Here is a 24620-nt window from a genome sequence, read left to right as displayed (position 1 = left end):
ACATGAGAATGTCCACAAAATCCAGACTGCTACTGTCAGCTGTCACTGCGGCTTCGATCGCGGCAACAGCTGCGCCGACTTTTGCGCAAGATAATGACGATTTTGAAGGCGACGTCGTCGTCACAACGGGTTCGCGTATTCAGAACGCCAACATCGTTTCTTCATCCCCTGTCACCACATTGGACGCCGACGCATTTGAGCGTGTTGGTGTGATTGATGCGGTTGACGTTCTTAATCGTCTGCCATCCGTTACTGCGGCTCAGGACTCTAATGTCTCCAACGGTGCAACAGGTACATCTTCGCTGAACCTTCGTGGTTTGGGTACAATCCGGAACCTCGTTCTCATCGACGGCAAACGTCTCGGCCCTGGTCGTCCAGACATCGCGTCTGCTGACTTGAACCAGATCCCGACACCGCTCATCGAGCGCGCAGAAGTTGTGACAGGTGGTGCATCCGCCGTGTACGGTTCCGATGCGATTGCCGGTGTTGCCAACTTCATTCTCAAGCGTGACTTTGAAGGTCTTGAAATCAATGCGCAGTTTGGCGCTTTCTTGGATAAGAACACGAACGATTTCGCTCAGGACGTCACGGACCTCTCCTCAACAGACGGTATCACACCAAGCGATACACAGTTTGATGGTGAGACAATCGACATCTCCGCTGTTTTCGGTACAAATTTCGCCAATGATCGCGGTAACGTCACAGGTTATGTTCGTTACGTAAATCAGGGCGAGGTCCTGCAGGGGACACGCGATATCTCACGTTGTGCGATTGTTGACTTTGGACCATTGGCGGGCGACGATAACTTCTGTGTCGGTTCGAACTTCGGTCCTAACCCAACAACTCTTACGCTCGGTGCTATCCGCGGCGCAGATGGCCTGCCTTTGGATCCTCAGCCAGGTATCACAGGTGTTATCTCGCTAGACGCAAACGGTAACATCCCGCGCGCAGGCGATGATATCGTCACAGGTAGTTCCAACGCCTTTAACTTTAACCCAACAAACTTCTTCCAGCGCCCAACAGAGCGTATTCAGGGTGGTTTCCTCGCGAATTATGATATCACGAACCAAATGGAAGTCTATTTGGATGGTTTGTTCTTCCGGAACACAACTGATGCGCAAATTGCGCCATCTGCTACGTTTGGTGAAGTTCAAAGCATTAACTGTAACAACCCATTCCTGACAGACGAACTCGTCGACGTTATTTGTACGCAGCGCGGTTTCAGTGGTGCGGATGAAGCCCAGGTTCAAATCAACCGTCGTTTTGTTGAGGCCGGTGGTCGTAACAGCTTTATCGAACTGGATAATATCCGTTTGGTGGGTGGTGTTCGCGGTGATTTCACAACTGGTGAAAATAGCTGGTCCTATGACGTCTTTGGTCAGTATTCCACAACATCCCAAACTGACACGAACACAAATGATGGTAACATCAACCTGCTTCAGGAAGCTCTGCTTGTTGAAGAGTTGGCTGATGGTACCCTCGCTTGTACATCCGGTCGTGATGGCTGTTTGCCACTTAACCTTCTTGGAACAACGCCTGTTGACACAACAGCACTGGCTGCGATCCTGACGCCAACTATTCTGGCAGGTGAAGTCACACAGCAAATTCTCGGTGGTACAACACAGGGTGAGCTTTCATTCCTGAAATCCCCGATGTCAGATACAGCTGCAAACCTCCTCTTTGGTTTCGAAGTTCGTAAAGACTCACTGCGCAGTCAGCCTGACTCAATCTTGTCAGTCGGCGGCGCAACAGGTCTGGGTGGCGCGGCTCTTCCTGTTGAAGCGTCTACAACTGTTCAGGAAGTTTACGGCGAGATCGCTTTGCCTTTGGCAACAGAGCAGGCCTTTGCTCAGGATCTGACACTGACAGGTCAAATTCGTTATTCCGACTATGATTACACCAACGATGTTGCGGGTGGTCTTCAGGCGGATGGAACGTCTTCCACAGCCTACTCGGTAGGCCTTTCTTGGACGCCAATCGATGATATCCGTCTCCGTGGTCAGTATCAGCGTGCTGTTCGTGCACCAAACGTGTTTGAACTCTTTGATCCACAGGGCTTCAGCCTCTTTAGTGCGTCAGACCCTTGTTCCGGTGCGGTTGGAAGTGACAACTTGACAGCGACACAAGCGCAGTGTGCAGCGACAGGTCTTCCTGCCTCACTCTTCGGTTTTGTTGCAGAAGATGCCGGTCAGCTTCAGCAGTTCGGTGGTGGTAACACGACATTGTCACCTGAGAAGTCAGATACGTTCACATTGGGTGCCGTTATTCGCCCAACAGCAGTGCCAGGTTTGTCTGTCTCTGTTGACTATTTTGACATCCAGATTGATGACTTCATCACAAACATTCCTTCGACAGCGATTTTGAGTGGATGTGTTGATGGAACTCAGCCTGATTTCTGTGGTTTCATTAATCGTGACGCTTTGGGTACGCTGCAGGTCGATGGTTTCATCGAAGCAACAATCCAGAATATCGCGCAACGCTCCTCCAAAGGTTTCGATTTGGCCGTGAACTACGGTATCAATGATGTACCTTTCTTGGGTGACGTTGATGTGAACTACATCTCCACAATCTACACAGAACTTGAGCAGCAAAGCTTCCCGGGTGCGGATGTTGATGATTGTTTGGGCTTCTGGGGTGGTGCTTGTTTCACAGGCGAGCCAAACCCAGAATATGCGCATAATGCTTCAATGGGCTTCTCACCGCTTGACGGTCTGAATGTCACAGCGACATGGCGTTATATCGGATCCACTGAATCTCTCGATACTGGTGAAGAAGCTCGTGGCTTCACATTCGGTGATGAGAACTTCTTTGATCTCTTTATGAGCTATGATGTGCGTGAAAACCTCACAATCAATGCCGGTGCGAACAATATCTTTGATAATGATCCGCCAATCACTGACTTCCGCTTCACTGCGAACGGTAACACATTCCCGTCGACATATGACTCGGCTGGTTCTTACCTCTTCGTTGGTGCGAAGCTGAAGCTGTAAGGCTTGATTACATAAGTTTCAGAAAGCGGTCCTTCGGGGCCGCTTTTTTTATGCCCTCTGCTGAAGGTGACTTACGTTTATATCTCTGACTGAGCGTCAGGTTTTTGAAACCGGTTCAATTGGTTGCTCACGCTTAGTTTTGTCATCTCGCTCACGCGCTCCACGCCCGCATTGATACCTCGCCAAATCCGAATGATTCCGTAAATCAGCCCGCCCGAGAGCACTGTTGGGAGGGCCACGCTCCAATGTGAGACGGAGGCGAGCCACAGAAATAGGAGTGTGAAAAGCGTCAGGACGATAAGGGCGACCGCCATCCAGAATTTCGCAATCCTGATTGGCCAGCTTGCATATTCGACGGCGCCATCTACGGCAAATTCTCCCGCGATTTGAGAGGCGAGCGCACGATCTTTGCGGGCTTTAAAGAGTTTTATAGCTGTGTTGAACATATCTATAAAAGGCGTCTCATTTTGACGTCTGTCAAGCGTAATTCAGTCATGTCATCCGCCGCGACATCGCGACTGTACGCTGTCGGGATTCTAACCTTGGCATCCTGTTTTTTCCCTGCTATGGCCCGCGCGACTGAGGGCAGGGGTGTGTTTTCGCCTGCTCTATAATTCCAATTCCCAACGGTTTGACCGCCGTTTCAGCAGATTAGGATTGACCCGTTTTGTCCGATACCGACGTCATCACAGGTGAAGCCCCCACGCGCTATGCGCTTGCTCTTCTCGATCTGGCGGAAGAGGCGAAATCCATTCCCCGGGTTGAAAAAGATCTTAAATCTTTCAAAGCGATATATGAATCCAGCGCGGATTTAAAGCATCTCGCCGAGAGCCCCGTTTTTGCGACTGAGGATAAGGTTGCAGCTCTGACCGCCGTCGCGAAAAAGGCAAAGCTCTCCGTACTCACAACGCAATTTATTGGGACTGTCGCGGGCAATCGTCGCGCAGATGAGCTGCCGGGAATCATTTCTGCCTTCACTGAAATGCTCGCCCGCCGTCGTGGCACTCAGGTCGCTAAAGTGACGAGCGCGTCAAAACTGACCGCCGCTCAGGTCACATCCATCAAATCAAATCTGAAAAAGACGCTCGGCCGCACGGTCGATGTTGAAACGTCTGTCGACCCCGACTTGCTCGGTGGATTCGTCGTGCGGATCGGCTCGCGTCTTTATGACAGCTCACTCAAGACAAAACTCGAAGACATGCGTCTCGCGCTCAAAGAAGCATAGAGGACCCTATTATGGACATTCGCGCAGCAGAGATCTCCACGATCCTCAAAAAACAAATCAAGGGCTTTGGTAAAGAAGCCAAAGTCTCCGACGTCGGGCAAGTCCTGTCCGTCGGTGATGGTATCGCCCGTATCTATGGTCTGGACAATGTCCGCGCCGGTGAGATGGTTGAATTCCCGGGCGGTATTAAGGGTATGGCCCTGAACCTCGAAACCGACAATGTCGGTGTCGTTATCTTTGGTGATGACCGCGGTATTAAAGAAGGCGACACAGTTAAGCGTCTCGGCGAAATCGTTGACGTTCCTGTCGGTAAAGGTCTTCTCGGCCGCGTCGTGAACCCGCTGGGTGAGCCGATTGACGGCAAGGGCCCGATTGAAGCGACAGAGCGTCGTCGTGTTGACGTCAAAGCGCCGGGCATCATGCCGCGTAAAGGTGTGCACGAGCCGGTCCAGACAGGTATTAAAGCGATTGACGCCCTGATCCCAGTTGGCCGTGGCCAGCGCGAACTCATCATTGGTGACCGTCAGACGGGTAAGACAGCCGTCGCCGTAGACGCCATCCTGAACCAGAAAGCGGCCTTTGATGAGGACCGTGAGAACGACAAGCTCTATTGTATCTATGTCGTGATCGGCCAGAAGCGCTCCACTGTTGCGGGCCTCGTCAAGACCCTCGAAGAGAACGGTGCAATGGATTACTCCATCATCGTTGTGGCTTCCGCATCCGAGCCTGCGCCACTGCAATATCTTGCACCTTTTGCCGGTTGCGCGATGGGCGAATATTTCCGCGATAACGGCATGCACGGCCTTATCATCTATGATGATCTTTCCAAGCAAGCGGTTGCTTATCGTCAGATGTCCCTCCTGCTGCGTCGTCCTCCGGGCCGCGAAGCTTATCCGGGTGACGTTTTCTATCTTCACTCCCGTCTGCTCGAACGTGCGGCGAAGCTGAACGAAGATAATGGCTCCGGCTCTCTGACGGCTCTGCCTATCATTGAGACACAGGGTAACGATGTCTCGGCCTTTATCCCGACCAACGTGATTTCCATTACGGATGGCCAAATCTTCCTCGAAACTGATTTGTTCTTCCAAGGCATCCGTCCGGCGCTGAACGTCGGCCTCTCCGTCTCGCGTGTGGGCTCATCGGCCCAGATCAAGGCGATGAAGCAGGTCGCGGGTCCGATTAAAGGTGAGCTGGCGCAATACCGCGAAATGGCGGCCTTTGCGCAGTTTGGTTCCGATCTGGATGCGTCCACACAGGCTCTTCTGGCTCGTGGTGAGCGTCTGACAGAGCTTCTGAAACAGCCGCAATTCTCTCCACTCCAAGTGGAAGAGCAGGTTGTCGTTCTCTATGCGGGTACGCGTGGCTATCTCGACGGCATTCCTGCGAAGGCAGTTCAAAAATATGAAGCACAGCTTCTGACCCACCTTCGTGGCGATCAAAAAGCACTCTTGTCCGAAATCGCAACAGGCAAGAAGTTGACGGATGAAATCGAAGAAAAGATCAAATCGGTGCTGAAATCCTTCACGGATAATTTCGCGGCTTAAACTGTTGCTGCTACGGTCCTTCATATCCTTCTCGGCTCTGCTTATCTTAGCAGCGCCTGCGATTGCGGCAGAGAAACTCTCTGTTGAGTCTGCTTTGCAGCAATTGGCGGTGTCTCAGTCTAGTGTCGACGAAAACCTTTGTTCTTCCGTTGAGCTGGTTTCGGTGATGCGGGTCGATTTGGAACGTTATCAAAACTATGCGGGTTTGACTGATGCGGAACTCCGCTCTTCCATTTCTTCGATTGAAGATGTGGTGACGATGCTTGCTGAAATTGAGTGGGATTTTCAAGATCACGGCGCAATGCTTCCTGATGCGAACCGCTGCGGTTTGAACTATGATCGTCTTGCGACGAAACTTGGGTATTAAAGATGGCGTCTTTGAAAGAGCTAAAAAACCGGATCGGCAGCGTTAAGAACACGCAGAAGATCACGAAGGCCATGCAGATGGTTGCTGCAGCAAAGCTGCGGAAAGCCCAAGAGGCTGCCGAAGCGTCACGTCCATATTCTGAGCGTTTGGGGTCGATTATCAGTAATCTGGCGACATCTATGGTTGGGTCTGCTGGCGGACCCGAACTGCTTGTCGGGAATGGCCAATCTGATACAGTTCTGCTCGTCATTGCGACGGCGGATCGCGGTCTTTGCGGTGGTTTCAACACCAATATTGTGCGCAAGGCGCGCGAGGAAATTGTTGCGCTGGAACGTGAAGGCAAGACGGTCAAACTCTACCTGATTGGTAAAAAAGGCTATGACCAGCTCAAGCGCCTTTACGCTGACCAGATTGTGAAATTCATCTCGCTCAAAGAAGAGCGTAAACTTCATGCGGGTATCGCGCAGAATATTGGCGAAGAAATTACCGGCATGTTTGAAGCTGGCGATTTTGATATCTGTAAACTTGTCTTCTCTGAATTCGTCAATGTGATGCAGCAGGATGCTGTCGCTAAGACACTTATCCCCGCGATGGAAGGCATGACCGACCTACCGGAGGGCGGCGAGACGACCCAAGATCTTGACGGTGCAATCTACACCTATGAGCCGGACGAGGCGGGTATCCTTCGCGTTCTCCTCCCGCGTAATATCAATACGCAAATCTTTTCGGCTCTGCTGGAAAATCAAGCGGGCGAGATGGGCTCTAAAATGTCGGCCATGGATAATGCGACGCGCAATGCGGGCGAGATGATCGACAAGCTGACAATGACATTCAACCGGACGCGTCAGGCACAGATCACGTCCGAACTTATCGAGATTATTTCCGGCGCGGAAGCGTTGTAAGAGACTTTAGAAGGCTAGAGGAACACACTCATGGCAAAAGCACCTGCTAAGAAGACGGCGGCTAAAAAGCCTGCTGCAAAGAAAACCGCCGCGAAGCGCAAGCCCGCCGCGAAAAAAGTCGTGAAAATGTCCAATGCGGCAAACACGAATAAGCTCGGCGCGGGCCGCATCAGCCAGGTCATCGGCGCGGTCGTTGACGTGGAATTTGAAGGCGGAAACTTACCCTCCATCCTGAACGCGCTGGAAACCGATAATAACGGCAACCGTCTCGTCCTCGAAGTGGCGCAGCATCTTGGTCAGAATACAGTCCGGACCATTGCGATGGACGCAACAGAAGGTCTCGTCCGCGGACAGGCTGTCACAGATTTGGGTCAGCCAATCACCGTTCCAGTTGGACCGGAAACACTGGGCCGCATCATGAACGTTATCGGTGAGCCGATTGACGAACGTGGGCCGCTAAAGGCGAAAATGTCCGCTTCAATTCATAAATCCGCACCGGCCTTTGTTGACCAAGCGACAGATACAGAAGTCCTCGTCACAGGTATCAAAGTTATCGATCTGCTTTGCCCTTACTCTAAGGGTGGTAAAATTGGTCTCTTCGGCGGTGCCGGTGTTGGTAAAACCGTTCTGATTATGGAACTTATCAACAATATCGCGAAACTGTTCGGTGGTTACTCCGTTTTTGCTGGTGTGGGCGAGCGGACACGCGAAGGGAATGACCTCTATCACGAGATGATCGAATCCAATGTGATCAACCTCGACGGTGAAAGCCGTGCGACCCTCGTTTACGGTCAGATGAATGAACCTCCGGGAGCGCGCGCGCGGGTTGCCCTGACAGGTCTGTCACAGGCTGAATATTTCCGCGATGAAGAAGGCAAAGACGTGTTGTTCTTCGTCGATAACATCTTCCGCTTCACACAGGCCGGTTCCGAAGTGTCCGCGCTTCTGGGCCGTATCCCGTCCGCTGTGGGTTATCAGCCGACATTGGCCACAGAAATGGGTCAGATGCAGGAACGCATTACCTCCACAAACAAGGGTTCCATTACATCCGTGCAGGCGATTTACGTCCCGGCCGATGACTTGACCGACCCGGCGCCAGCCACATCCTTTGCCCATTTGGATGCGACGACCGTTTTGAACCGTGCGATTTCGGAAAAGGGTATTTACCCCGCCGTTGACCCACTCGATTCGACGTCTCGTATTCTCGAGCCACGGACAGTTGGTGAAGATCACTATATGGTTGCCCGTCGCGTTCAGGAAATTCTGCAGCGCTATAAAGCTCTACAAGATATCATCGCCATTCTCGGCATGGACGAGCTGTCCGAAGAGGATAAAATGGTCGTCTCCCGTGCGCGTAAGGTTGAGAAGTTCCTCTCACAGCCATTCGACGTGGCCGAAATCTTCACAGGTTCCCCGGGCATTCAGGTCCCACTCGCCGACACAATCAAGTCCTTTAAAGGTCTGGTTGAGGGTGAATATGATCACCTGCCGGAACAAGCGTTTTACATGGTCGGCGGCATCGAAGACGTCCTCGAAAAAGCGGCCAAAATGGCAGCGGAAGCGGCTTAGAGCCACTTAAGGGTTAGGCAATCATGGCTGACAAACTCAAATTCTCTCTCGTTTCTCCGGAACGTGAACTCTATTCCGGTGATGTTGACCAAGTCGATATGCCGGGTACAGAGGGTGATCTTGGCATTTTGCCGAACCACAGCCCGCTCATGGCGGCACTGAGCACGGGTTTGATTACGGTCTATAAGGACGGTGTCGAGGATCAATATTTTGTCCAAGGCGGCTTTGCCGATGTAACGCCTGCGGGTTTGACGATATTGGCGGAACGATCCGTTCACATGGACGAGCTTGATCATGATGATTTGAGATCACGGATCGAACGTGCCCAAAAACAGGTCGCGAGTCTCGAAGGTGACGCGCATGTCGCCTTGTCCCGCGATATCGATGCGATGCTCCGTATTTTGGGCGGGAAAGCGGCTTAATCTCACAATCATTTGACTTTAGAATGGCCTCTTACCTTCGGGTGAGGGGCCGTTTTAGTTTAGCCTAATCAATAGCGTTAACTTTGAACGACTGTAAAACCGTAACAAAGTTTTGCTAGTCGCAAAGCATGAATTACCGTTTCGAAAATACTTACACATATGCTGATTTTGTCAGTTGGGGCTTAGAGGTTAGAAATATTCTCAATTCTGCGGGTAGCGGACCACAACTGATTTGGGCGGCTTACGTTGTTCAATTTTGCCTTTGGGCCCCGATCTCGTATTTCCTTTTGACCTTGGATATCCCGTTTGCTCTTCAAACGATCTTGCTTTTCGGAGCTCTGGTCTTGGCGGGGCGCTTTTATGAGACTTTTATTTTCTCTAAGCTTTCAGCCCATCTTGACCGCAAGTCTGGAAATGAGCTTCCGCAAAAATTCTCATCAATTATCGAAGTTGATGATACCGGTATCAAAGTCTCTGACCGTGCCCGGGAGATAAGTTATTCTTGGGATGCGTTTTATGCTGTGCGGGATACGGAGAAAAATGTCATATTTATCTCCGATACAATTCACTGTGTGATACCAGCTGGATGCTTTCCCGGTTTTCTTGAGAAAGATGCCTTTGTGAGGGCGTGCTCAATGAAAGTTGAAGCCACAACACCTCAAGGGCAAGCCTTCACTTAAGACGCGAAGCGTCTATAGCTGATGAATGTCCTCACCCAAAGTTATCGCCGTTGCCGCAGATGATAAGCACAATATCGTCAAACCCGTTCGCGAACATATTAAACTCATCGCAGGGTGGGGTGTTGAAGGCGACGCGCATGCGGGTAAGACGGTGCAGCATCGCTATGACAAGCGCCGCAACCCTGACGCACCGAACTTGCGGCAGGTGCATCTCATGCATGCGGAGCTCTTTGATGAGGTCGCGGAGCACGGTATGAATGTCGAACCCGGACAGATGGGCGAGAATATTACAACGCGAGGTCTCAATATTTTACATCTTCCGCGTGGGACCCATCTCAAAATTGGCGATGCGGTTATTGAAGTGACCGGGCTGCGTAACCCTTGCAAATACTTAAACCGGATCGCGCCGGGCTTAATGAAAGCGACCCTGTCGAAAGACGAATCGGGTCAGCCTTTCCCAAAGTCTGGTGTGATGGGCGTTATTTTAACGGGCGGAGAGGTGAAAGCGTGTGATGCGATAGAGGTTATTCTCCCTGATACGCCGCATGAACGGCTCAGACCTGTCTAAGCAGAGCTTATGAAGCGCGTCATTTTTAAATCCATAGTCGCGCTAGCCGTAATTTCGCTGGCCTGTGTGCTTTACGGTCTCCTTATTGAACCCCGCCAGTTGAAAATCCGGCAGGTCGCGTTTGTTTCTGATAAATATTCCGGCCCTGAAGTCAGGATAGGGCTCATCACCGATATCCATATTGGCGGGATGCATGTTCCGCCGGACCGCGTCGCGAAATTGGTGCGGGATATGAATGCCCTCAATCCCGACATTGTTCTCCTGCCCGGTGACTTCATCGATGGGCACATCCCTCATGAAGATAAGTCAGACGCGTTTAATGACGCCGTGATGAGCGGTATGTCCCATCTGGGGGCGTTACAAGCCCCGGCTTTTGCGACTCTCGGTAATCACGATGCTTGGTATGGGGCCGCAAAGGTCCAAGAACTTTTAGCGGATGCAGACATCTCAATTCTTGAGAATAGCGTCGCGATATTTGAGGGGCTTTGCCTCGTCGGATTGGCCGATTATGACACGGCCACGCCGGATAAATCCGCGTTTTTAGAGTGTCCGCAAGATGTACATCCGCTCGTCTTCACGCACTCACCACAAGCCTATGAGAGTTTTCGGTCTGATACTGTACTTGCCGTCGCAGGCCATACGCATGGCGGGCAGGTCAACCTGCCGCTCATCGGGCGACGGGTGAATTCAACACGATTAAGCGCGGAACATAGTTATGGTTTCTCAGAACTCCGTGGAGTCGATGTTTTTGTGAGTGCAGGAGTAGGGACATCCATCCTGCCTGTCCGCTTTCGTAGTCCGCCTGAGATCGTTTTGATTACACTACAGCCGGCACCGGAATAGAGCCGTCTTCCTGAATATCTGAGTCCGCGTTGTCCGGCGCGTAGCGCGCGTCGCGATCTGTTTTATTGGTCACGAGTAAGAAGGTGATGAGTGCCAGCAGGGATAGTCCTGCCGCGAGGAGGAAGGGCGACCCCGGAATATAGGGCGTCTGCGTCATGCCAAACATATATTGTCCGACGCCAATTAGGTTCTCTGGAAAGCCCTGCATCTGACGCAGGGCGCGATTTGAGGTTTCGCCAAAGAGCGAGAAGGCGCCCGTCATAGCGAGTGGGCCTGCCATGAGCGCCAAGCCCTGTGCTGCACCGATGGCCCCCTGTAACTCGCCCTGTTCGCTCTCGCTGACGCGGCTGCTCATCATATTGGTCAGGGCGGGGCCGTATAGTCCGGCCAGTGCTGCGAATGGGCCGGCCGCATAAATGATCCAGCCCGCATCCGCGCTGCCCATCATTGTATACCCTATAACCGCAGAGACGATGCCAATGAAGCCCGCCCAGAATAGGCCAATCTTCGGAATGATAATTCGAATTAATCCGCCTTGCACAATCATAGAGGCAACCGCAAATGCGCCTAGGGAGAAGCCGACATCGCCGGGCGTCCAGCCTAATCCTTCCATCGTCGAAAATGTATAGGTCGTTGGGTAAACTGTGTGAGCTGTTGCTAAAACGAACATTACAAAGATGAGGCTCTTCACGCCTTTAATTCGCCCGAGTGATACCAGCGATCCAATCGGGTTGGAGCGTTTCATGGAGAAGGCACGACGCTTGGTTTTGGCCAGTGTTTCCGGCAGAAAAAACAGGCCGTAAATGACGTTGATGAGCGAGATGATACCTGCGGCGTAGAACGGGACCCGCGTGCCATATTCGCCCAATATTCCGCCAATGACGGGACCAAGGAGGAAGCCAACGCCAAAGCTCGCACCGATTAGACCAAAGTTCTGCGCGCGTTTTTCAGGCGGGCTTACATCCGCGACATAGGCATTGGCGGTCGAGAAGGTTGCGCCGAACATGCCTGAAAAGGCGCGGCCCAGATAGAGCCACGCGATTGTTGGGGCGAGGGCGATGAGGAAATAGTCGAATGCTAACCCGGCGAGGGAAATCAACATGATGGGTTTGCGCCCAAATCGATCTGATAATCCGCCAACAATCGGCATGCAGATGAATTGCAGGAACGCATATGTCAGGGTGAGATAGCCGCTATGCCAGACGGCCTCGCTATTCTCCAACCCCGTCAGTTCCTTGATGAGGTTTGGCAGAACAGGAATCATGATCCCGAAGCCGACGGAATTGATCATCACCGTGATCAGAACGAACATCAATGCGTTCTTTGAATTTGGAGCTGTCCCAGCCATGCGTCGGACCTAAGCTATTGGATAGGCTTTGCGAAGGGTGCAAATTCGACGATGAGTCGTTCATAAACCTCGCGCTTAAACGGCACGATTGTATCCGCAATTGTATTGAGGTCTGCCCAGCGCCAGTCAGAGAATTCCTGTTCGCCATGCGCGGTCAGGTCCACGTCCGCGCCATCCCCGTGATATCGAAAGGCAAACCATTTCTGACGCTGTCCAATATTATTAAATCGCTTCCGTTTCTGCGCCAGCAGTTCCGGTGGGAAATCGTAATAGAGCCACCCTTTAATCCGACCGAGATAGTCCATCCTGTCAGCTTTTAGGCCCGTTTCTTCGAATAACTCTCTTTTGGCGGCGGCTTTGGGTTTTTCTCCCTTGTCCATCCCACCCTGTGGGAATTGCCAGCAATATGGGCCGTCCTCACTGTAACGTTTGCCGAGCCAGACTTGGCCTTGCGCGTTGAAAATCACGACGCCGACATTGCGGCGATAGTCTTTTTTGTTGCGGGACATATCGTTACTTTAGAGCGGCAGAGGCTGGCGTGAGTTGAAGGCCTTGCCCGTCGAGGCTCGCAATCCATGCCTGTGCTTCCTGTAACGTTTCGGCATAGGCATAGCCGACGCCAACCGGATGCCCCCCCGATTTCGCTGCACCCGTCAGCTCAGTCAGTCGCGCTTGGATAACGGGTTCAACCGGGCTGGGGTCGATCAATCCGTGACCGGCTTTGAAGGGTTGATTGACGGAGATCGCCAGCGCGCCAAGTGTCGGCGTCTCGAAGTCTCCGTCTGTAATAAAGCCCAGACCCGTCGCGGCGAGGGCGTCCATAAACGGCGCGGCCACATCCGTGCGGGTCAGGAAGGCATCGCCGTTAAAATTGGTGACACCGAAATAACCTTGCGATCGGGAGAGCAGCCAATCGAGATTGCGCGCATTTTCCTGCGCTGTCGCCTCCAGCCGCAGCGCGCGATCTGCGCCGGGCTCGAGCGGATTAAAGTTTGTCGACTCGAGTGGAATTTCGATCAGGACTTCATGACCGGCCCGTCTGGCCGCATCGACCCAGCGCTGCAAGCCTGTGGCATGGGCGGCGAAAGACAGGGTCACATCGGGGGGTAATTCATCAATGGCGCGTTGCGTCAGGATGCGGTTCAGGCCAAGCCCACCAATGATGAGGGAGACGGGTTCGCGGTTAGACTTCGCACGGAATGGGCGTTTATATTCTGTCAGTGCGGATCTCGCGCCGGATTTTGGGACCGGACCAAACCGTCCCTGTCGCGTCAGGCCCGCAATTGGGGCAGGAGGCAGGGCCGCAGAGACGACCTTGGGTAATGCTGGGGCTGGTGCATCTGCTGCGGGGGTTGCGGGTTCAGGCGACAAGGTTTCCGTCGGATTTGCCCCGTCAGGAACTTCTCCCGCCAGTAGGTCCGGCGTGTCCAGTGTTTCGTTATCCAAGGCCGAAACAGGTTCAGCAGGCGGTAATTGGACGACAGCCACTGTGCCGCCTGCAACGGCGTCCATGGGGTCACCCAATAAACGGGCGGCTAAAACGGGAATGGCAAAACCAAGCAGTAAAACAGTTCCTGCCAATACAAGGTGATTGCGGCGGGAGGGCAGCTTCAGCGGGGCGCGGCGAGTCGGGGACGAGGTCGGCATGACTCGCTCTTATGGGGAAAAAGGGGCGGCGTAAACGCGCGACCCGCGATCAATTAAAACCGCTCATCCTGCGCGTCTAATATCGTTTGATATTGCGATGTCTTGAGGATTTCGATCGTCTTATTGAGTTGAAAATCCTCATCATCCGGATGATCTTCTGGCGGATAGATGATGTCCTCGTATTTCTCCTCATAATCAGTTTCATCAGGATTGATGAGGAAATTGCGGAGACTGTCTTCGCGGAAGCGGGACCGGATCTCGCCTGTATCCTCGACAAAGGCGACGAGAACATCCGGCAAGATGCCTCGTCCCTGAATGGATTTGCCTGAGGGTGTGTAATATTTCTGCGTTGTCAGACGGAGTGCGCCTTCACTCTGGCCCAACGGGATGACGGATTGAACCGACCCTTTCCCGAAACTGCGGCGGCCCACCACAATCGCGCGTCCACGGTCCTGCAATGCGCCCGCCACGATTTCAGCGGCAGAGGCGGAGCCAGGGCTCATCAGCACGGCGATTTTCATATCGGGATAAAGCTCGCCGCGTTCGGCGTTGTAGCGTTGATGATCGCTTCCATCCCGACCACGGGCGGAGAGGACCTCACCACCATCGAGGAAGAGGCCGGAAATGCTCACGCTTTCTGTCAGCAGTCCACCCCGATTGCCCCTTAGGTCGATCACAAGGGCCGGAATATCACCGCCGAGCTGACGTTCTATATCCGCGAGCGCACGTTTCGTGTCGCGTGTCAGATTATCATTTGTGAAGGTTTCGATCTGGATATAGCCAACGCCTTGTTCGACACGGTGACGTACGGCACGGCCGCGCACAATCGCGCGTGTGACGACCACATCGCGCTGGATTTCACCCGGGGAGAGGACCGTGACCGTCACGGGTTCACCTTCTGGTCCGCGCATGCCGGAGACGGCTTCATCCAGTGATTTGTCCTTGATAACGACTCCGTCGACCGCAGAAATGAGGTCGCCCGACCGAATACCGGCTTCATAGGCAGGACCATCTTCAAGCGCATGATTGACTTTGACATATCCATCCTCGGACACGACCTCGATCCCCAATCCGCCATATTCACGGCGGGCAGATTCGCGCTGTTCGACAAATTGAACGGGCGGGACGTAGGAGGAATGCGGATCCAGCGATGACAGCGCCCCGTTTAAGGCGTTTTCAATCAAGGACGCCGTATCGACCTCCTCGACATAATTCTCCTGAACAATCGATAGGACGTTCGCGAAAACCTCCATTTGATCGTAAATAGCTTCAGGCTTTTTCTCATCATCCGCAGTCGCAGAGAGCGGTAGTGCCAAACAGGTTGCCAGCAATATCCCTTTCAGGGCCTTATGCATGTCTAACCCTGAACCTCTGCCAGTTTTTCTGCATAAGTGCCGGATTTCAGAAGCTCGATCGCTTTTTGAAGCTGATAATCATCAGACACGTCAAAATCTTCCGGCGGATAATCAATCGTTAGCTCCTCCGCGAGATTGGCTTCGTCATCCTCATTGGCAATCGCATTGGGGAGGCTGGATTCTGAAAAACGCTGGCGTTCCTCTCCATCATCCGGAATGGCAGAAACAGCAATATCTGGCGCGATACCGCCGCCCTGGATACTGCGACCCTGCGGCGTATAATAACGCTGTGTCGTGATTTTCAATGCACCGTCTCGACCGCCACGAAGGGGAATGACGTCTTGGACAGAGCCTTTGCCGAACGTCGTCATACCCATCAGGATACCACGCCCACGATCTTGGACCGCACCAGCCACGATTTCAGAGGCGGACGCAGACGCACCGTCCACGAGAACGACGAGGGGAACGCCCTTCGCCATCTGACCTTTTTCGCCATTATAAACGTTTACATCATCGGCACGACGTCCGCGGGTCGAGACAACTTCTCCGCCATCCAGAAAGACGGAGGAGACTTGTACAGACTGAGTCAGGAGGCCGCCGGGGTTTCCGCGCAAGTCCAGGACGAGGCCGGGAATCTTCCCGCCATATTCCTGCTGAAGTGACGCAATCGCGTCTTTCAGGCCGTTTGCCGCTTTTTCGTTAAATTGGGAAATGCGGATATAGCCGATACCGTCTTTGTCTTCGAATTTCACAATCTGGCGTTTGATAACTTCGCGGGTGATGTCGAGCGTGATCGGGTCTTCGCCTTCGCGGACAATTGTGATGTTGATTGGCTCACCTGGTTTGCCGCGCATCTGACCCACGGCTTCAGAGAGTGTCGCGCCAAGCAAGGACTTGCCTTCGATTTCCGTGATGAAATCTCCGGCTAAAATGCCGGCTTCTTTGGCGGGGGTATTGTCAATCGGTGAGATGACTTTGACAAAGCCGTCTTCCATTGTGACTTCCATGCCGAGGCCGCCATATTCACCTTTGGTGTCCATGCGCATATCGCGAAAGGCTTCCGCGTTGATATAGGAGGAATGCGGATCTAGCGAGGCCAGCATCCCGTTCATCGCATCCTCAATCAGCTCGCTATCATCGACATCAACAACATATTGACTGCGGACGCGGGCGAGGACATCAGCGAAGAGTTCCAACTGCTCGAATGTGTCGTCATAGGCGGGGCGTTCAACGGCAACAGCGGATTGCTGCGTTGTCGAAAAGGCAAACAGGGCCACTGCGGCGACAGAACCAAGGGCGGGTAGAACAAATTTCACACGATTACTCCAGCTAGTCCTCAACACTTAGACAGGCGATTTGCGCTTTGCCAGTCAAATTACTGCGATTAAGTGACATGCTTAACCAGATTTAACGTCATTCGGGGCGAGCCAGGGCGCTGGATCAACGGGGGAGCCGTTTTTGCGGAGTTCGATATAGATCTCGGGTTGGCTGTCGCCGGGTAGGGCACCCACGGGTTCACCACGCCGCACATCATCGCCCGCACCGACATTTAGGCGTTCCAGCCCCGTTAGAAGGACGAAATAACCATCCCCGACATTCAGGATGATGACATTATCATAATTCTTAAAAGGTCCGGAAAATTCCACGCGTCCGGCATAGGGTGCAAGGACCTGTCCATTGGCGCGACCCGCAATGGTGAGCCCTTTTTCCCCGCGACCGTATTTTTTGATAATCTGTCCCGAAACCGGACGGATCATCCCGCCCTTGGCTTCCGCAAAGCGCTTTGTGCCTTTGGGCAGGGTCACGGGGGCAGCAGGCGCTGCGCCACGCCCCGGCTTCGCACGGGGGACCACGCGCATGGCCTCGGCTTCCAGTTTTGCAATGAGGTCGAGGAGGGATTTTGACTCTGCGGCCAACCGGTCCGCTTCTTTCGCCGCGGCGGAGCGTTCATCGGAAAGTTTGGCCTCCAATTGCCCTTTGGATTTCAGACCCGTCTCAACCTCGGCCTGACGCCGCCTAAGGCGATCCCGTACCGTGCCGAGTTCTGCCTGTTTGATTACGAGTTGCGATTGCGTCACGTCCAAAGCTGTTAGGTTCAGAGCTAGTGCTTCCGCTCTCTCTTTTAACTGAGCCGATAAATTAGCCATCAGCCGCCCGGCCATAGCGGCCTCTCTCGCATCGCGCGGGGAGAGAGCGAGGGTTGGCGGGGGGGTGGCTTCCAAGCGCTGGAGGGCCGCAAGGAGCTCGGTATATTTGGCTTTATCCGCCGATATACGAGACTGTAGAGACGCGGCGCGGGATGTCAGCTCTTCTGTCTGGCTTTCCAATGCGCTCAGCTCCGCTTCGACAGACTGGGCTTCTCTGGCTGTCTTTGAGAGTTGTTGTTTGAGGCTTGAAATATCTTTCCGAACCTCTTGACGCTCCGCTTCCAACTGTTTCGTTTTATCCCGTGCCGCTTGTTCCTTCTTGGTCAGAACATCCACATCGCTCGCGGTCTGCGCAAAGGCGGCAGGCGAAAGGAGCAAGGCAAGGGATATGGCGAGGGCAAAGCGCATAGTGTCCTATCGCGCGATAGGCTTTACTTGGCGTTAACCGCGATGCGATCAGTCCCGATGATAGGGCGTCCCTGCGAGGATTGAGAGGGCGCGGTAAATTTGTTCTGCCGCCATAACGCGGACCATTTTATGGGGCCAAGTTTGTGACCCAAAGCTCCAATGTGTGATGCGACCGGGGCGTAAATCCTTGATCGTCGCAGGATCAAACCCATCCGCGCCGCCAATGAGGATATAGGTTGACCCAATCCCGTCATCGCGGAGGTTGGAGAAATGTTTCGCAATCTCTCTGGATTTCGGACTCCTGCCGCGTTCGTCGAGTATTATCAGTTCGTCAGACGGGCCAATACCGGAGAGGAGTTTTGCAGTTTCCGCCGCGCGGTCATGCTGACCTTTTAAGTCAACACCCTGTTCTTCGACGGCGAGGAACCCTGTGCCTCTCGCAAGGCCCTGGGCCCGCGTGATGTAATCCTTCACGAGGTCATATTCGGGACCGTTCCGTAAAACGCCGCCCGCTCGAAGGATGATCTTCATGATTAGCCTTGAGGCAGAGGCGTGTCGTCGGGCGCTTCCTGTCTCACATTCTGCAGCCCTTCGGGGAGGGGAACGGACCAGATTTTCTCGAGATTATAGAAGACGCGGACTTCGGGTCGGAAGACGTGCAAAATGACGTCACCGGCATCGATCAGGACCCAGTCGCTGGCTTGTTGCCCCTCAACGCCGAGATCTTTCAGACCGCGTTCTTTCAGTCCGCGCTGAACATAGTCAGCCAAAGCCGAGACATGACGATTGGACCGACCGGAGGCGACAATGAGATAATCCGCAATGGAGGACTTTCCGCGAACATCAATTTCAATGACATCCTGTGCAGAATTTTCGTCCAGCACGCTTTGAATAAAGTCGGAGAGCGCCCGTGAGTCCGGATTGTCTTTGACCGTGACGCTCGCAGGCGTTTCGGGCACGAATGGCTTGGAATTAGAGGTGGTCAGAGGTCTCTCCTGGAGATGAAATCATGGTCTTCATATTGGCTAGCATAGATAGTGGCCTGTGGCCAACTCTGCAATTTTAAACGCAGCTATGCGGTGCGGGCGCGTATAGCGGAAGAACTGCGTTTATCCAGCGGTAGAGTCAGGTAGGTCCAAGCGGGCGCTGTGAAGTCTTTTAGTGCGTGGGCCTGATCTTCCGGTAGACGCGCAAAGTCATATTGACGGGCCGCTTGACTCAAGCGGGCTTTGATGGGGGAGCCCGGTCTGGCAATCACCGCAATCGGGATGGTTTCCACAATCTCTCGCCAGCCTTTCCATTTTGGTAATTGTGCCAAATTATCCGCGCCCATCATAAACACGAAGCGCTTATCGGGCTGGCGTGTTTTTAGGGTTCGCAACAGGTCGACCGTATATTGCGTCTCATATTGGCGTTCGACATCGCTAACTTTCATCCGTGCGGGTAGCGGCAGACTAAGCACGGTTTCCGCGCGACTCTCCCAACTCGGCTGTTCGGGCTTGAGCGGATTTTGCGGACTGACGAGCCACCAGATTTCGTCCAATTGCAATTCACGCAAACCTGCCCGCGCGACATGAAGATGTCCGCCATGTGCGGGATTAAATGACCCGCCGAAAAGTCCGACCGAGATAATTATAGTCTGACCCTCATGGTCTGGCTTGGCCAGTCCCGCGCACCTGATATTTATAAGTCGTCAAATGTTCCGCGCCCACAGGCCCGCGCGCATGAAGGCGGCCCGTCGCAATGCCGATTTCAGCGCCAAACCCAAATTCACCGCCATCGGCATATTGGGTTGAGGCATTGTGGAGGACGATGGCGCTGTCGACTGAATCGAGGAAGGTTTGCGCGGCGGCGGCATCTTCCGTGATGATTGCATCCGTATGTCCGCTGCCATATTTTGCGATATGGGCGAGCGCGTCGTCCAGGCCGTCGACAACTGCGATATTTAGAATCGCTGCCAGATGTTCCGTCGCGAAATCTGCATCTGTTGCGGGCGTTATCCCTGGCAGAACTTTCTGTGCGCGTGTGTCGCCGCGCAATTCACAATTTTCGCCAATTTGACCTTTCAGCAGCGGTAAAAAAGAGTCAGCAATTAAATAATCGACTAAGAGTGTTTCGGTCGAACCGCAAACACCTGTGCGGCGAAGTTTAGCATTTTCAATGAGTTGCAATGCCATCTTCATGTTTGCGTCGGTATGGACATAACTGTGATTCAATCCTTCCAAATGCGCGAGGACCGGGACGCGGGCATCTTCCTGCACACGGGCTACAAGGCCTTTCCCGCCGCGTGGGATGATAATATCGATCGTCTCATTCAGGCCACGCAACATTTCGCCGACAGCCGCGCGGTCCGTTGTGTTGACGAGATTAATTGACGTTTCGGGGAGCCCGGCTTGTGTTAATCCAGCTTGCAGGGCCGCGTGAATGGCGGCGTTGGACCTTGCGCTTTCCGACCCACCGCGCAGAACACAGGCATTGCCGGATTTCACGCAGAGCCCGCCCGCATCCGCCGTCACATTTGGACGCGACTCATAGATCATGGCGATCACACCGATGGGGACGCGGACCTTGTGAAAAATGAGGCCATTGGGCTGTGTCCAGCTTTTCTCCACCGCGCCAACAGGGTCTGGCAGGGCGGCAATATCGTCAAGACCTTTGGCGATACCGGCGACCCGGTCCGCGTCGAGTTTGAGACGATCCAGCATGGCGGCCGAAAGGCCTTTGCTGTCCGCCGCCGTCATATCTGCCGCATTGGCCGAGAGTATATCTGCCTCACGGGCGCGAATTTCCGTCGCCATCGCGCTCAGAGCATCATTACGTTGGGCTTCACTTGCGAGCCGCAGCGTGGCCGAAGCGGCTTTCGCTTGAGCGCCGAGCTCACCCATATATTTTTGAAGATCAGTCATCAGAGCATTACCAAATTATCGCGGTGGATGAGCGCCGCTCCATTTTCATATCCAAGAACGGCGGAGATTTCACCCGATTTCAGCCCTTTAATCCGGTCGGCTTGCGGATGATCATAGGCGATGAGCCCGCGTGCGATTTCCTGTCCATCGGATAGAATAGAGACGGCGTCACCTTTTTCAAACGTGCCTGAGACCGAGGTCACACCGGCGGGCAGAAGACTGCTTCCGTCGCGCAAGGCTTTCAGCGCACCTTTATCAATCGTGACGCAACCACAGGGCTTCAACGTCCCGCCAATCCATTGTGCGCGGGCTTTCCTTGGGTTGTCTTTGGCTTTGAACAGTGAATGGCGCCCACCGGACCAAAGCTTTGCCAGCGCACCGGGCTCTCGCCCGTCACAAATCACCATGTCAGATCCGGCGGAGGTTGCGATGTCAGCCGCCGCGAGTTTTGTGGCCATGCCGCCCGTGCCCATGCCTGTTGCGGCATTGGGTTCGCCGCCCATGGCTTTGATCTCGTCCGTGAGAGACGTGATGACCGGGAGATGTTTTGCCCCCGCATCCTTGCGCGGGTCCGCCGTGTAGAGGCCGTCAATATCGGAGAGCAAAATCAGCATGTCCGCGCCAATCATCTGCGCCGTCCGCGCGGCGAGGCGATCATTATCGCCATACCTAATCTCATCCGTCGCAACGGTATCGTTTTCATTGATGATCGGGATGGCTTTCAAGTCCAGCAATGTTTCCAAGGTGGACCGCGCGTTCAGCCAGCGGCGGCGATGTTCCGTATCATTCAGCGTCAGCAGGGCTTGCGCCGTGACAATCCCACGCGCGCCTAACGCATCCTCATAGGCGCGTGTGAGCCGAGATTGCCCCGCTGCCGCGCAAGCTTGTTTTTGTGCCAGTGTGAGAGATTTTCCAAATAGTCCGAGCCTCTGCCGTCCTAAGGCAATGGCACCTGAAGACACGAGGATGATGCGCTTATCCTGTAAAGCGGAGAGGTCAAGCGCGAGGGCCTCCAGCCAGTCTTCTCGCAAACGGCTTGTCTCCGCGTCCACAAGGATGGCAGAGCCAATTTTGATGACGAGTGTCTCGACATCCGTCAGCATTTATGGCGTCCAGCCTTTGACATCTTCGATTTCACCACTCGCGACGGCTTGAAGGCGGCGTTTTTCCGCGCGTTCATCTTCTTCGTCCGCTCGCCGAATTTCGACATGCTGATAGAGAGCCGCGAGGACAGGGGTGAGCCCTTGTTGCGCAACGGAGGACATCGGGAGAGGGCGTTGGCCACATTTGGCCTCCATCTCGTCCTGTAATTCCGCAATCCTGTCCGCGCTTAACGCGTCGCATTTGGACAGGGCGATGACTTCGGGTTTGTCCTCGAAGCTCTCATCATACTCTTCCAACTCTTTACGGATCGTCAGGTAATCGCCAACCGGGTCTTCCGAGGTGCCCGCGACCAAGTGCAGGATCGCGGCGCACCGTTCCGCATGGCCGAGGAAGCGGTGGCCAAGACCTGCGCCTTCTGCCGCGCCTTCGATCAATCCGGGCAGGTCGGCGATGACGAACCGTTCCGCTGCGCCCATACTGACAACACCCAAATGTGGGTGAAGCGTCGTGAAGGGATAATCTGCTGTTTTTGGTTTGGCCGCTGTAACAGTGGAAAGAAAAGTCGATTTTCCGGCATTGGGGAGGCCGATGAGGCCCGCATCCGCGATGAGTTTCAGGCGAAGCCAAATCCATTTTTCTTCGCCTTCTTCGCCCGGATTAGCCTTACGCGGTGCTTGGTTGGTGGAGCTTTTGAAACGGGCATTTCCCCAGCCACCATTGCCGCCTTTGGCGAGGAGCACGCGTTCGCCGTCTTCCGTCAGATCGACGAGGACTTCATCCGTTTCGGCCTCAATGACCTGCGTGCCGACGGGAACTTTCAGGACGATATCGTCTGCGGCCGCACCGTGACGATCCCGACCCATCCCATGCATCCCAGTCTTGGCCTTGAAATGCTGTTTGAAACGATAATCAATGAGCGTGTTCAGGCTGCGGGTCGCTTCCAGCCAAACGTGACCGCCGCGTCCGCCATCCCCGCCATTGGGGCCACCAAAGGCGACGAACTTCTCCCGGTGAAAGGAGACAGATCCGCCGCCCCCATTACCGGACTTCACGAATATCTTGGCTTGATCGAGGAATTTCATGAGAGGTCCTTACGCGTCCATGTCCGACTTGGCTAGAACAGAGGTCTTTGCAGACCTGATGTAATTGTGTGATGGTGCCTTCTTCAGTCTCGCCATGGAGAAGAACATGTCCGTCGCCCCGTCTTTCTGAAAGCCCAGCTTTTCCAGCACGCGTTGGCTTCCCGGATTGTCCGTGAAAACACCTGCTGCGACCCTCTGCGGACCGTGTTGTGTTTCGAGTTCCGCTAGTAAAACCGCACAGGCCTCTGTGATATAGCCTTTGCCCCAATAGGGACGTCCGATCCAATAGCCGAGTTCCCAAGGCTGAGCCGTATCTGCGCGGAAGAGGTCCGCAACGCCGATTAATTTATCCTGTCCAATTTCTGTCACGGCATAGGCATTGCCAATGCCGCGGCGTTTCTGTGCGCGCAGATACATGACTTTGAATTCGACGGAAAGGCGCGGGAAAGGGTAGGGGAAGCTGCCCGTCATGCGCGCGATATCGCGATCATTCGCGAGTTCGGCAAAACTCTCGGCATCGCTATTTTCGATCTGGCGTAAAACCAGTCTTTCGGTTTTCAAAACATCACGCATGACAATCCTCCCGGAATTGTCAGCAGGGGACCGCTTGTCTTTATTTGCGGCATAAAAAAAGGAAATCGAGCGAGCCCGATTTCCCTGCTGTTCTTTAATCGGGTCGCCTATTTGGCGGTGACCCGAAAATATTCAGGTCTTTATTCTGCGGCTGCCGGGAGGTCGACGGACACATATGTGCGCGCATTGCGTTTTGTTGTAAACGAGACGCGGCCTTCCGTAAGGGCGAAAAGAGTATGATCTTTACCCATGCCAACATTGGCGCCCGGATAATATTTAGTGCCGCGCTGACGAATGATGATGTTACCTGGAATGACGGCTTGGCCGCCGGATTTCTTGACGCCAAGGCGACGGCCTGCACTGTCGCGACCGTTATTGGATGAACCACCAGCTTTTTTATGTGCCATGTCTAACTCCTGCGAATTGTTGTGAGGGGGCCTTAGCCCTTGATGCCTGTGATGCGGACGACTGTCTCGAGCTGACGGTGTCCTTTCTTGCGGCGATAGTTCTGACGACGCTTTTTCTTGAACACGATGACTTTGTCACCTTTGCGTTGCTCAAGAACTTCGCCAGTGACGGAAGCGCCTTTGACGAGAGGCTCGCCAACTTTAACGTCGCCGCCCGCGCCGTGCATCAGCACGTCATCGAAAGAGACTTTCTTTCCGGTTTCGGCGTCGAGCTTTTCGACGATGATGATGTCGTCTTTGGCGACCTTATATTGCTTACCGCCGGTCTGTATGACTGCGAACATGGCATTTTCCTGTTCTTCTAAGTGATCCTCCTACGAGGGTACACGGTCCTAAATACATAAAAGCCGCGCTGGGCGAATCCCGCGGCGGCCAATTCGTCGCCCTTATAAAGACCGGAGCCCCTCTGTCAATCATAGGATGACTTTGGCCTCAGCTTTGAAAAGCGATGTTTTGACAGCAAAAAGCCCCGC

Annotated in this window: 26 protein-coding genes; 10 read left to right on the top strand and 16 right to left on the bottom strand. The window is 53.9% G+C overall.

Going from position 1 to position 24620, the window contains the following annotated elements; all coding sequences use genetic code 11:
* Nucleotides 1-2: 2 nt before the first annotated feature.
* Nucleotides 3-2990, top strand: coding sequence for a TonB-dependent receptor plug domain-containing protein (locus ACP9M6_RS12205; protein WP_427451477.1), 2988 nt, complete (start codon nt 3-5; stop codon nt 2988-2990).
* Nucleotides 2991-3067: 77 nt separating this feature from the next.
* Here ACP9M6_RS12205 and ACP9M6_RS12200 read toward each other — a convergent pair whose 3' ends face one another.
* Complete coding sequence (locus ACP9M6_RS12200; RefSeq protein ID WP_427451475.1) at nt 3068-3436, bottom strand: hypothetical protein; 369 nt, start codon at nt 3434-3436, stop codon at nt 3068-3070.
* 221 nt (nt 3437-3657) lie between these two features.
* On the opposite strand from ACP9M6_RS12200, the gene ACP9M6_RS12195 reads away from it, so the two are divergent.
* From ACP9M6_RS12195 to ACP9M6_RS12155, 9 genes are all read left to right on the top strand, one after another.
* Complete coding sequence (locus ACP9M6_RS12195) at nt 3658-4215, top strand: F0F1 ATP synthase subunit delta (protein ID WP_427451473.1); 558 nt, start codon at nt 3658-3660, stop codon at nt 4213-4215.
* 11 nt (nt 4216-4226) lie between these two features.
* Nucleotides 4227-5759 carry a F0F1 ATP synthase subunit alpha gene (gene atpA / locus ACP9M6_RS12190; protein WP_427451471.1) on the top strand — a complete coding sequence of 511 codons (1533 nt, stop codon included), beginning with the start codon at nt 4227-4229 and terminating at the stop codon, nt 5757-5759.
* A 4-nt stretch (nt 5760-5763) separates the two neighbouring features.
* On the top strand, nt 5764-6126 hold the full coding sequence (locus ACP9M6_RS12185; protein ID WP_427451470.1) for a hypothetical protein: 363 nt from the start codon (nt 5764-5766) through the stop codon (nt 6124-6126).
* Nucleotides 6127-6128: 2 nt separating this feature from the next.
* On the top strand, nt 6129-7028 hold the full coding sequence (locus ACP9M6_RS12180) for a F0F1 ATP synthase subunit gamma (RefSeq protein ID WP_427451469.1): 900 nt from the start codon (nt 6129-6131) through the stop codon (nt 7026-7028).
* A 30-nt stretch (nt 7029-7058) separates the two neighbouring features.
* A complete protein-coding gene (gene atpD, locus ACP9M6_RS12175) occupies nt 7059-8597 on the top strand; it encodes a F0F1 ATP synthase subunit beta (RefSeq protein WP_427451467.1) in 1539 nt (512 codons plus the stop codon).
* A 23-nt stretch (nt 8598-8620) separates the two neighbouring features.
* Nucleotides 8621-9019, top strand: a complete 399-nt coding sequence (locus ACP9M6_RS12170; RefSeq protein ID WP_427451466.1) for a F0F1 ATP synthase subunit epsilon — start codon at nt 8621-8623, stop codon at nt 9017-9019.
* A 128-nt stretch (nt 9020-9147) separates the two neighbouring features.
* Nucleotides 9148-9699, top strand: a complete 552-nt coding sequence (locus ACP9M6_RS12165; RefSeq protein WP_427451464.1) for a hypothetical protein — start codon at nt 9148-9150, stop codon at nt 9697-9699.
* A 25-nt stretch (nt 9700-9724) separates the two neighbouring features.
* The gene (locus ACP9M6_RS12160) at nt 9725-10267 is read left to right on the top strand and encodes an MOSC domain-containing protein (RefSeq protein WP_427451462.1); all 543 of its coding nucleotides are present in this window, start codon (nt 9725-9727) and stop codon (nt 10265-10267) included.
* Between the two features lie 9 nt (nt 10268-10276).
* On the top strand, nt 10277-11110 hold the full coding sequence (locus tag ACP9M6_RS12155; RefSeq protein WP_427451461.1) for a metallophosphoesterase: 834 nt from the start codon (nt 10277-10279) through the stop codon (nt 11108-11110).
* On the opposite strand, the gene ACP9M6_RS12150 is transcribed toward ACP9M6_RS12155, so the two are convergent.
* From ACP9M6_RS12150 to rplU, 15 genes are all read right to left on the bottom strand, one after another.
* Complete coding sequence (locus tag ACP9M6_RS12150; RefSeq protein ID WP_427451459.1) at nt 11085-12458, bottom strand: TCR/Tet family MFS transporter; 1374 nt, start codon at nt 12456-12458, stop codon at nt 11085-11087. The two genes, ACP9M6_RS12155 and ACP9M6_RS12150, sit on opposite strands and share 26 nt — an antisense overlap.
* Before the next feature lie 14 nt (nt 12459-12472).
* Nucleotides 12473-12967: an RNA pyrophosphohydrolase gene (locus tag ACP9M6_RS12145; protein ID WP_427451457.1), complete on the bottom strand. Its 495-nt coding sequence runs from the start codon at nt 12965-12967 to the stop codon at nt 12473-12475.
* A gap of 4 nt (nt 12968-12971) precedes the next feature.
* Nucleotides 12972-14105 (bottom strand): divergent polysaccharide deacetylase family protein, encoded by a 1134-nt coding sequence (locus ACP9M6_RS12140; RefSeq protein WP_427451455.1) that lies wholly within the window; start codon nt 14103-14105, stop codon nt 12972-12974.
* Between the two features lie 53 nt (nt 14106-14158).
* Nucleotides 14159-15460, bottom strand: a complete 1302-nt coding sequence (locus ACP9M6_RS12135; RefSeq protein ID WP_427451454.1) for a S41 family peptidase — start codon at nt 15458-15460, stop codon at nt 14159-14161.
* Between the two features lie 2 nt (nt 15461-15462).
* Entirely contained in the window at nt 15463-16776 is a 1314-nt protein-coding gene (locus tag ACP9M6_RS12130; RefSeq protein ID WP_427451452.1) for a S41 family peptidase, read from the bottom strand.
* A gap of 81 nt (nt 16777-16857) precedes the next feature.
* Entirely contained in the window at nt 16858-18015 is a 1158-nt protein-coding gene (locus ACP9M6_RS12125) for a murein hydrolase activator EnvC family protein (protein WP_427451451.1), read from the bottom strand.
* Between the two features lie 48 nt (nt 18016-18063).
* Nucleotides 18064-18546: a 23S rRNA (pseudouridine(1915)-N(3))-methyltransferase RlmH gene (locus ACP9M6_RS12120; RefSeq protein ID WP_427451449.1), complete on the bottom strand. Its 483-nt coding sequence runs from the start codon at nt 18544-18546 to the stop codon at nt 18064-18066.
* A gap of 2 nt (nt 18547-18548) precedes the next feature.
* Nucleotides 18549-18974, bottom strand: coding sequence for a ribosome silencing factor (gene rsfS / locus ACP9M6_RS12115; RefSeq protein WP_427451447.1), 426 nt, complete (start codon nt 18972-18974; stop codon nt 18549-18551).
* 113 nt (nt 18975-19087) lie between these two features.
* Nucleotides 19088-19645 (bottom strand): nicotinate-nucleotide adenylyltransferase, encoded by a 558-nt coding sequence (locus ACP9M6_RS12110; protein WP_427454787.1) that lies wholly within the window; start codon nt 19643-19645, stop codon nt 19088-19090.
* A gap of 16 nt (nt 19646-19661) precedes the next feature.
* The gene (locus ACP9M6_RS12105) at nt 19662-20921 is read right to left on the bottom strand and encodes a glutamate-5-semialdehyde dehydrogenase (protein WP_427451446.1); all 1260 of its coding nucleotides are present in this window, start codon (nt 20919-20921) and stop codon (nt 19662-19664) included.
* A complete protein-coding gene (proB, locus tag ACP9M6_RS12100) occupies nt 20921-22024 on the bottom strand; it encodes a glutamate 5-kinase (RefSeq protein WP_427451444.1) in 1104 nt (367 codons plus the stop codon). The genes ACP9M6_RS12105 and proB overlap by 1 nt, the downstream gene beginning before the upstream one ends.
* Complete coding sequence (gene obgE, locus ACP9M6_RS12095; protein ID WP_427451442.1) at nt 22025-23107, bottom strand: GTPase ObgE; 1083 nt, start codon at nt 23105-23107, stop codon at nt 22025-22027. It lies immediately after the preceding gene.
* Between the two features lie 9 nt (nt 23108-23116).
* Nucleotides 23117-23680 (bottom strand): GNAT family N-acetyltransferase, encoded by a 564-nt coding sequence (locus ACP9M6_RS12090; protein WP_427451440.1) that lies wholly within the window; start codon nt 23678-23680, stop codon nt 23117-23119.
* Between the two features lie 140 nt (nt 23681-23820).
* On the bottom strand, nt 23821-24087 hold the full coding sequence (gene rpmA, locus ACP9M6_RS12085; RefSeq protein WP_427451438.1) for a 50S ribosomal protein L27: 267 nt from the start codon (nt 24085-24087) through the stop codon (nt 23821-23823).
* 32 nt (nt 24088-24119) lie between these two features.
* Nucleotides 24120-24431, bottom strand: a complete 312-nt coding sequence (gene rplU, locus ACP9M6_RS12080) for a 50S ribosomal protein L21 (RefSeq protein ID WP_427451436.1) — start codon at nt 24429-24431, stop codon at nt 24120-24122.
* Nucleotides 24432-24620 lie beyond the last annotated feature (189 nt).

Origin of the sequence: Litorimonas sp. WD9-15 (genome assembly GCF_050271975.1) — a bacterium.
In the GTDB taxonomy this organism is placed as follows: domain Bacteria; phylum Pseudomonadota; class Alphaproteobacteria; order Caulobacterales; family Maricaulaceae; genus Litorimonas.
The sequence above is the reverse complement of the archived record's forward strand: the minus strand, read 5'-3'. Positions and strand labels throughout refer to the sequence as shown.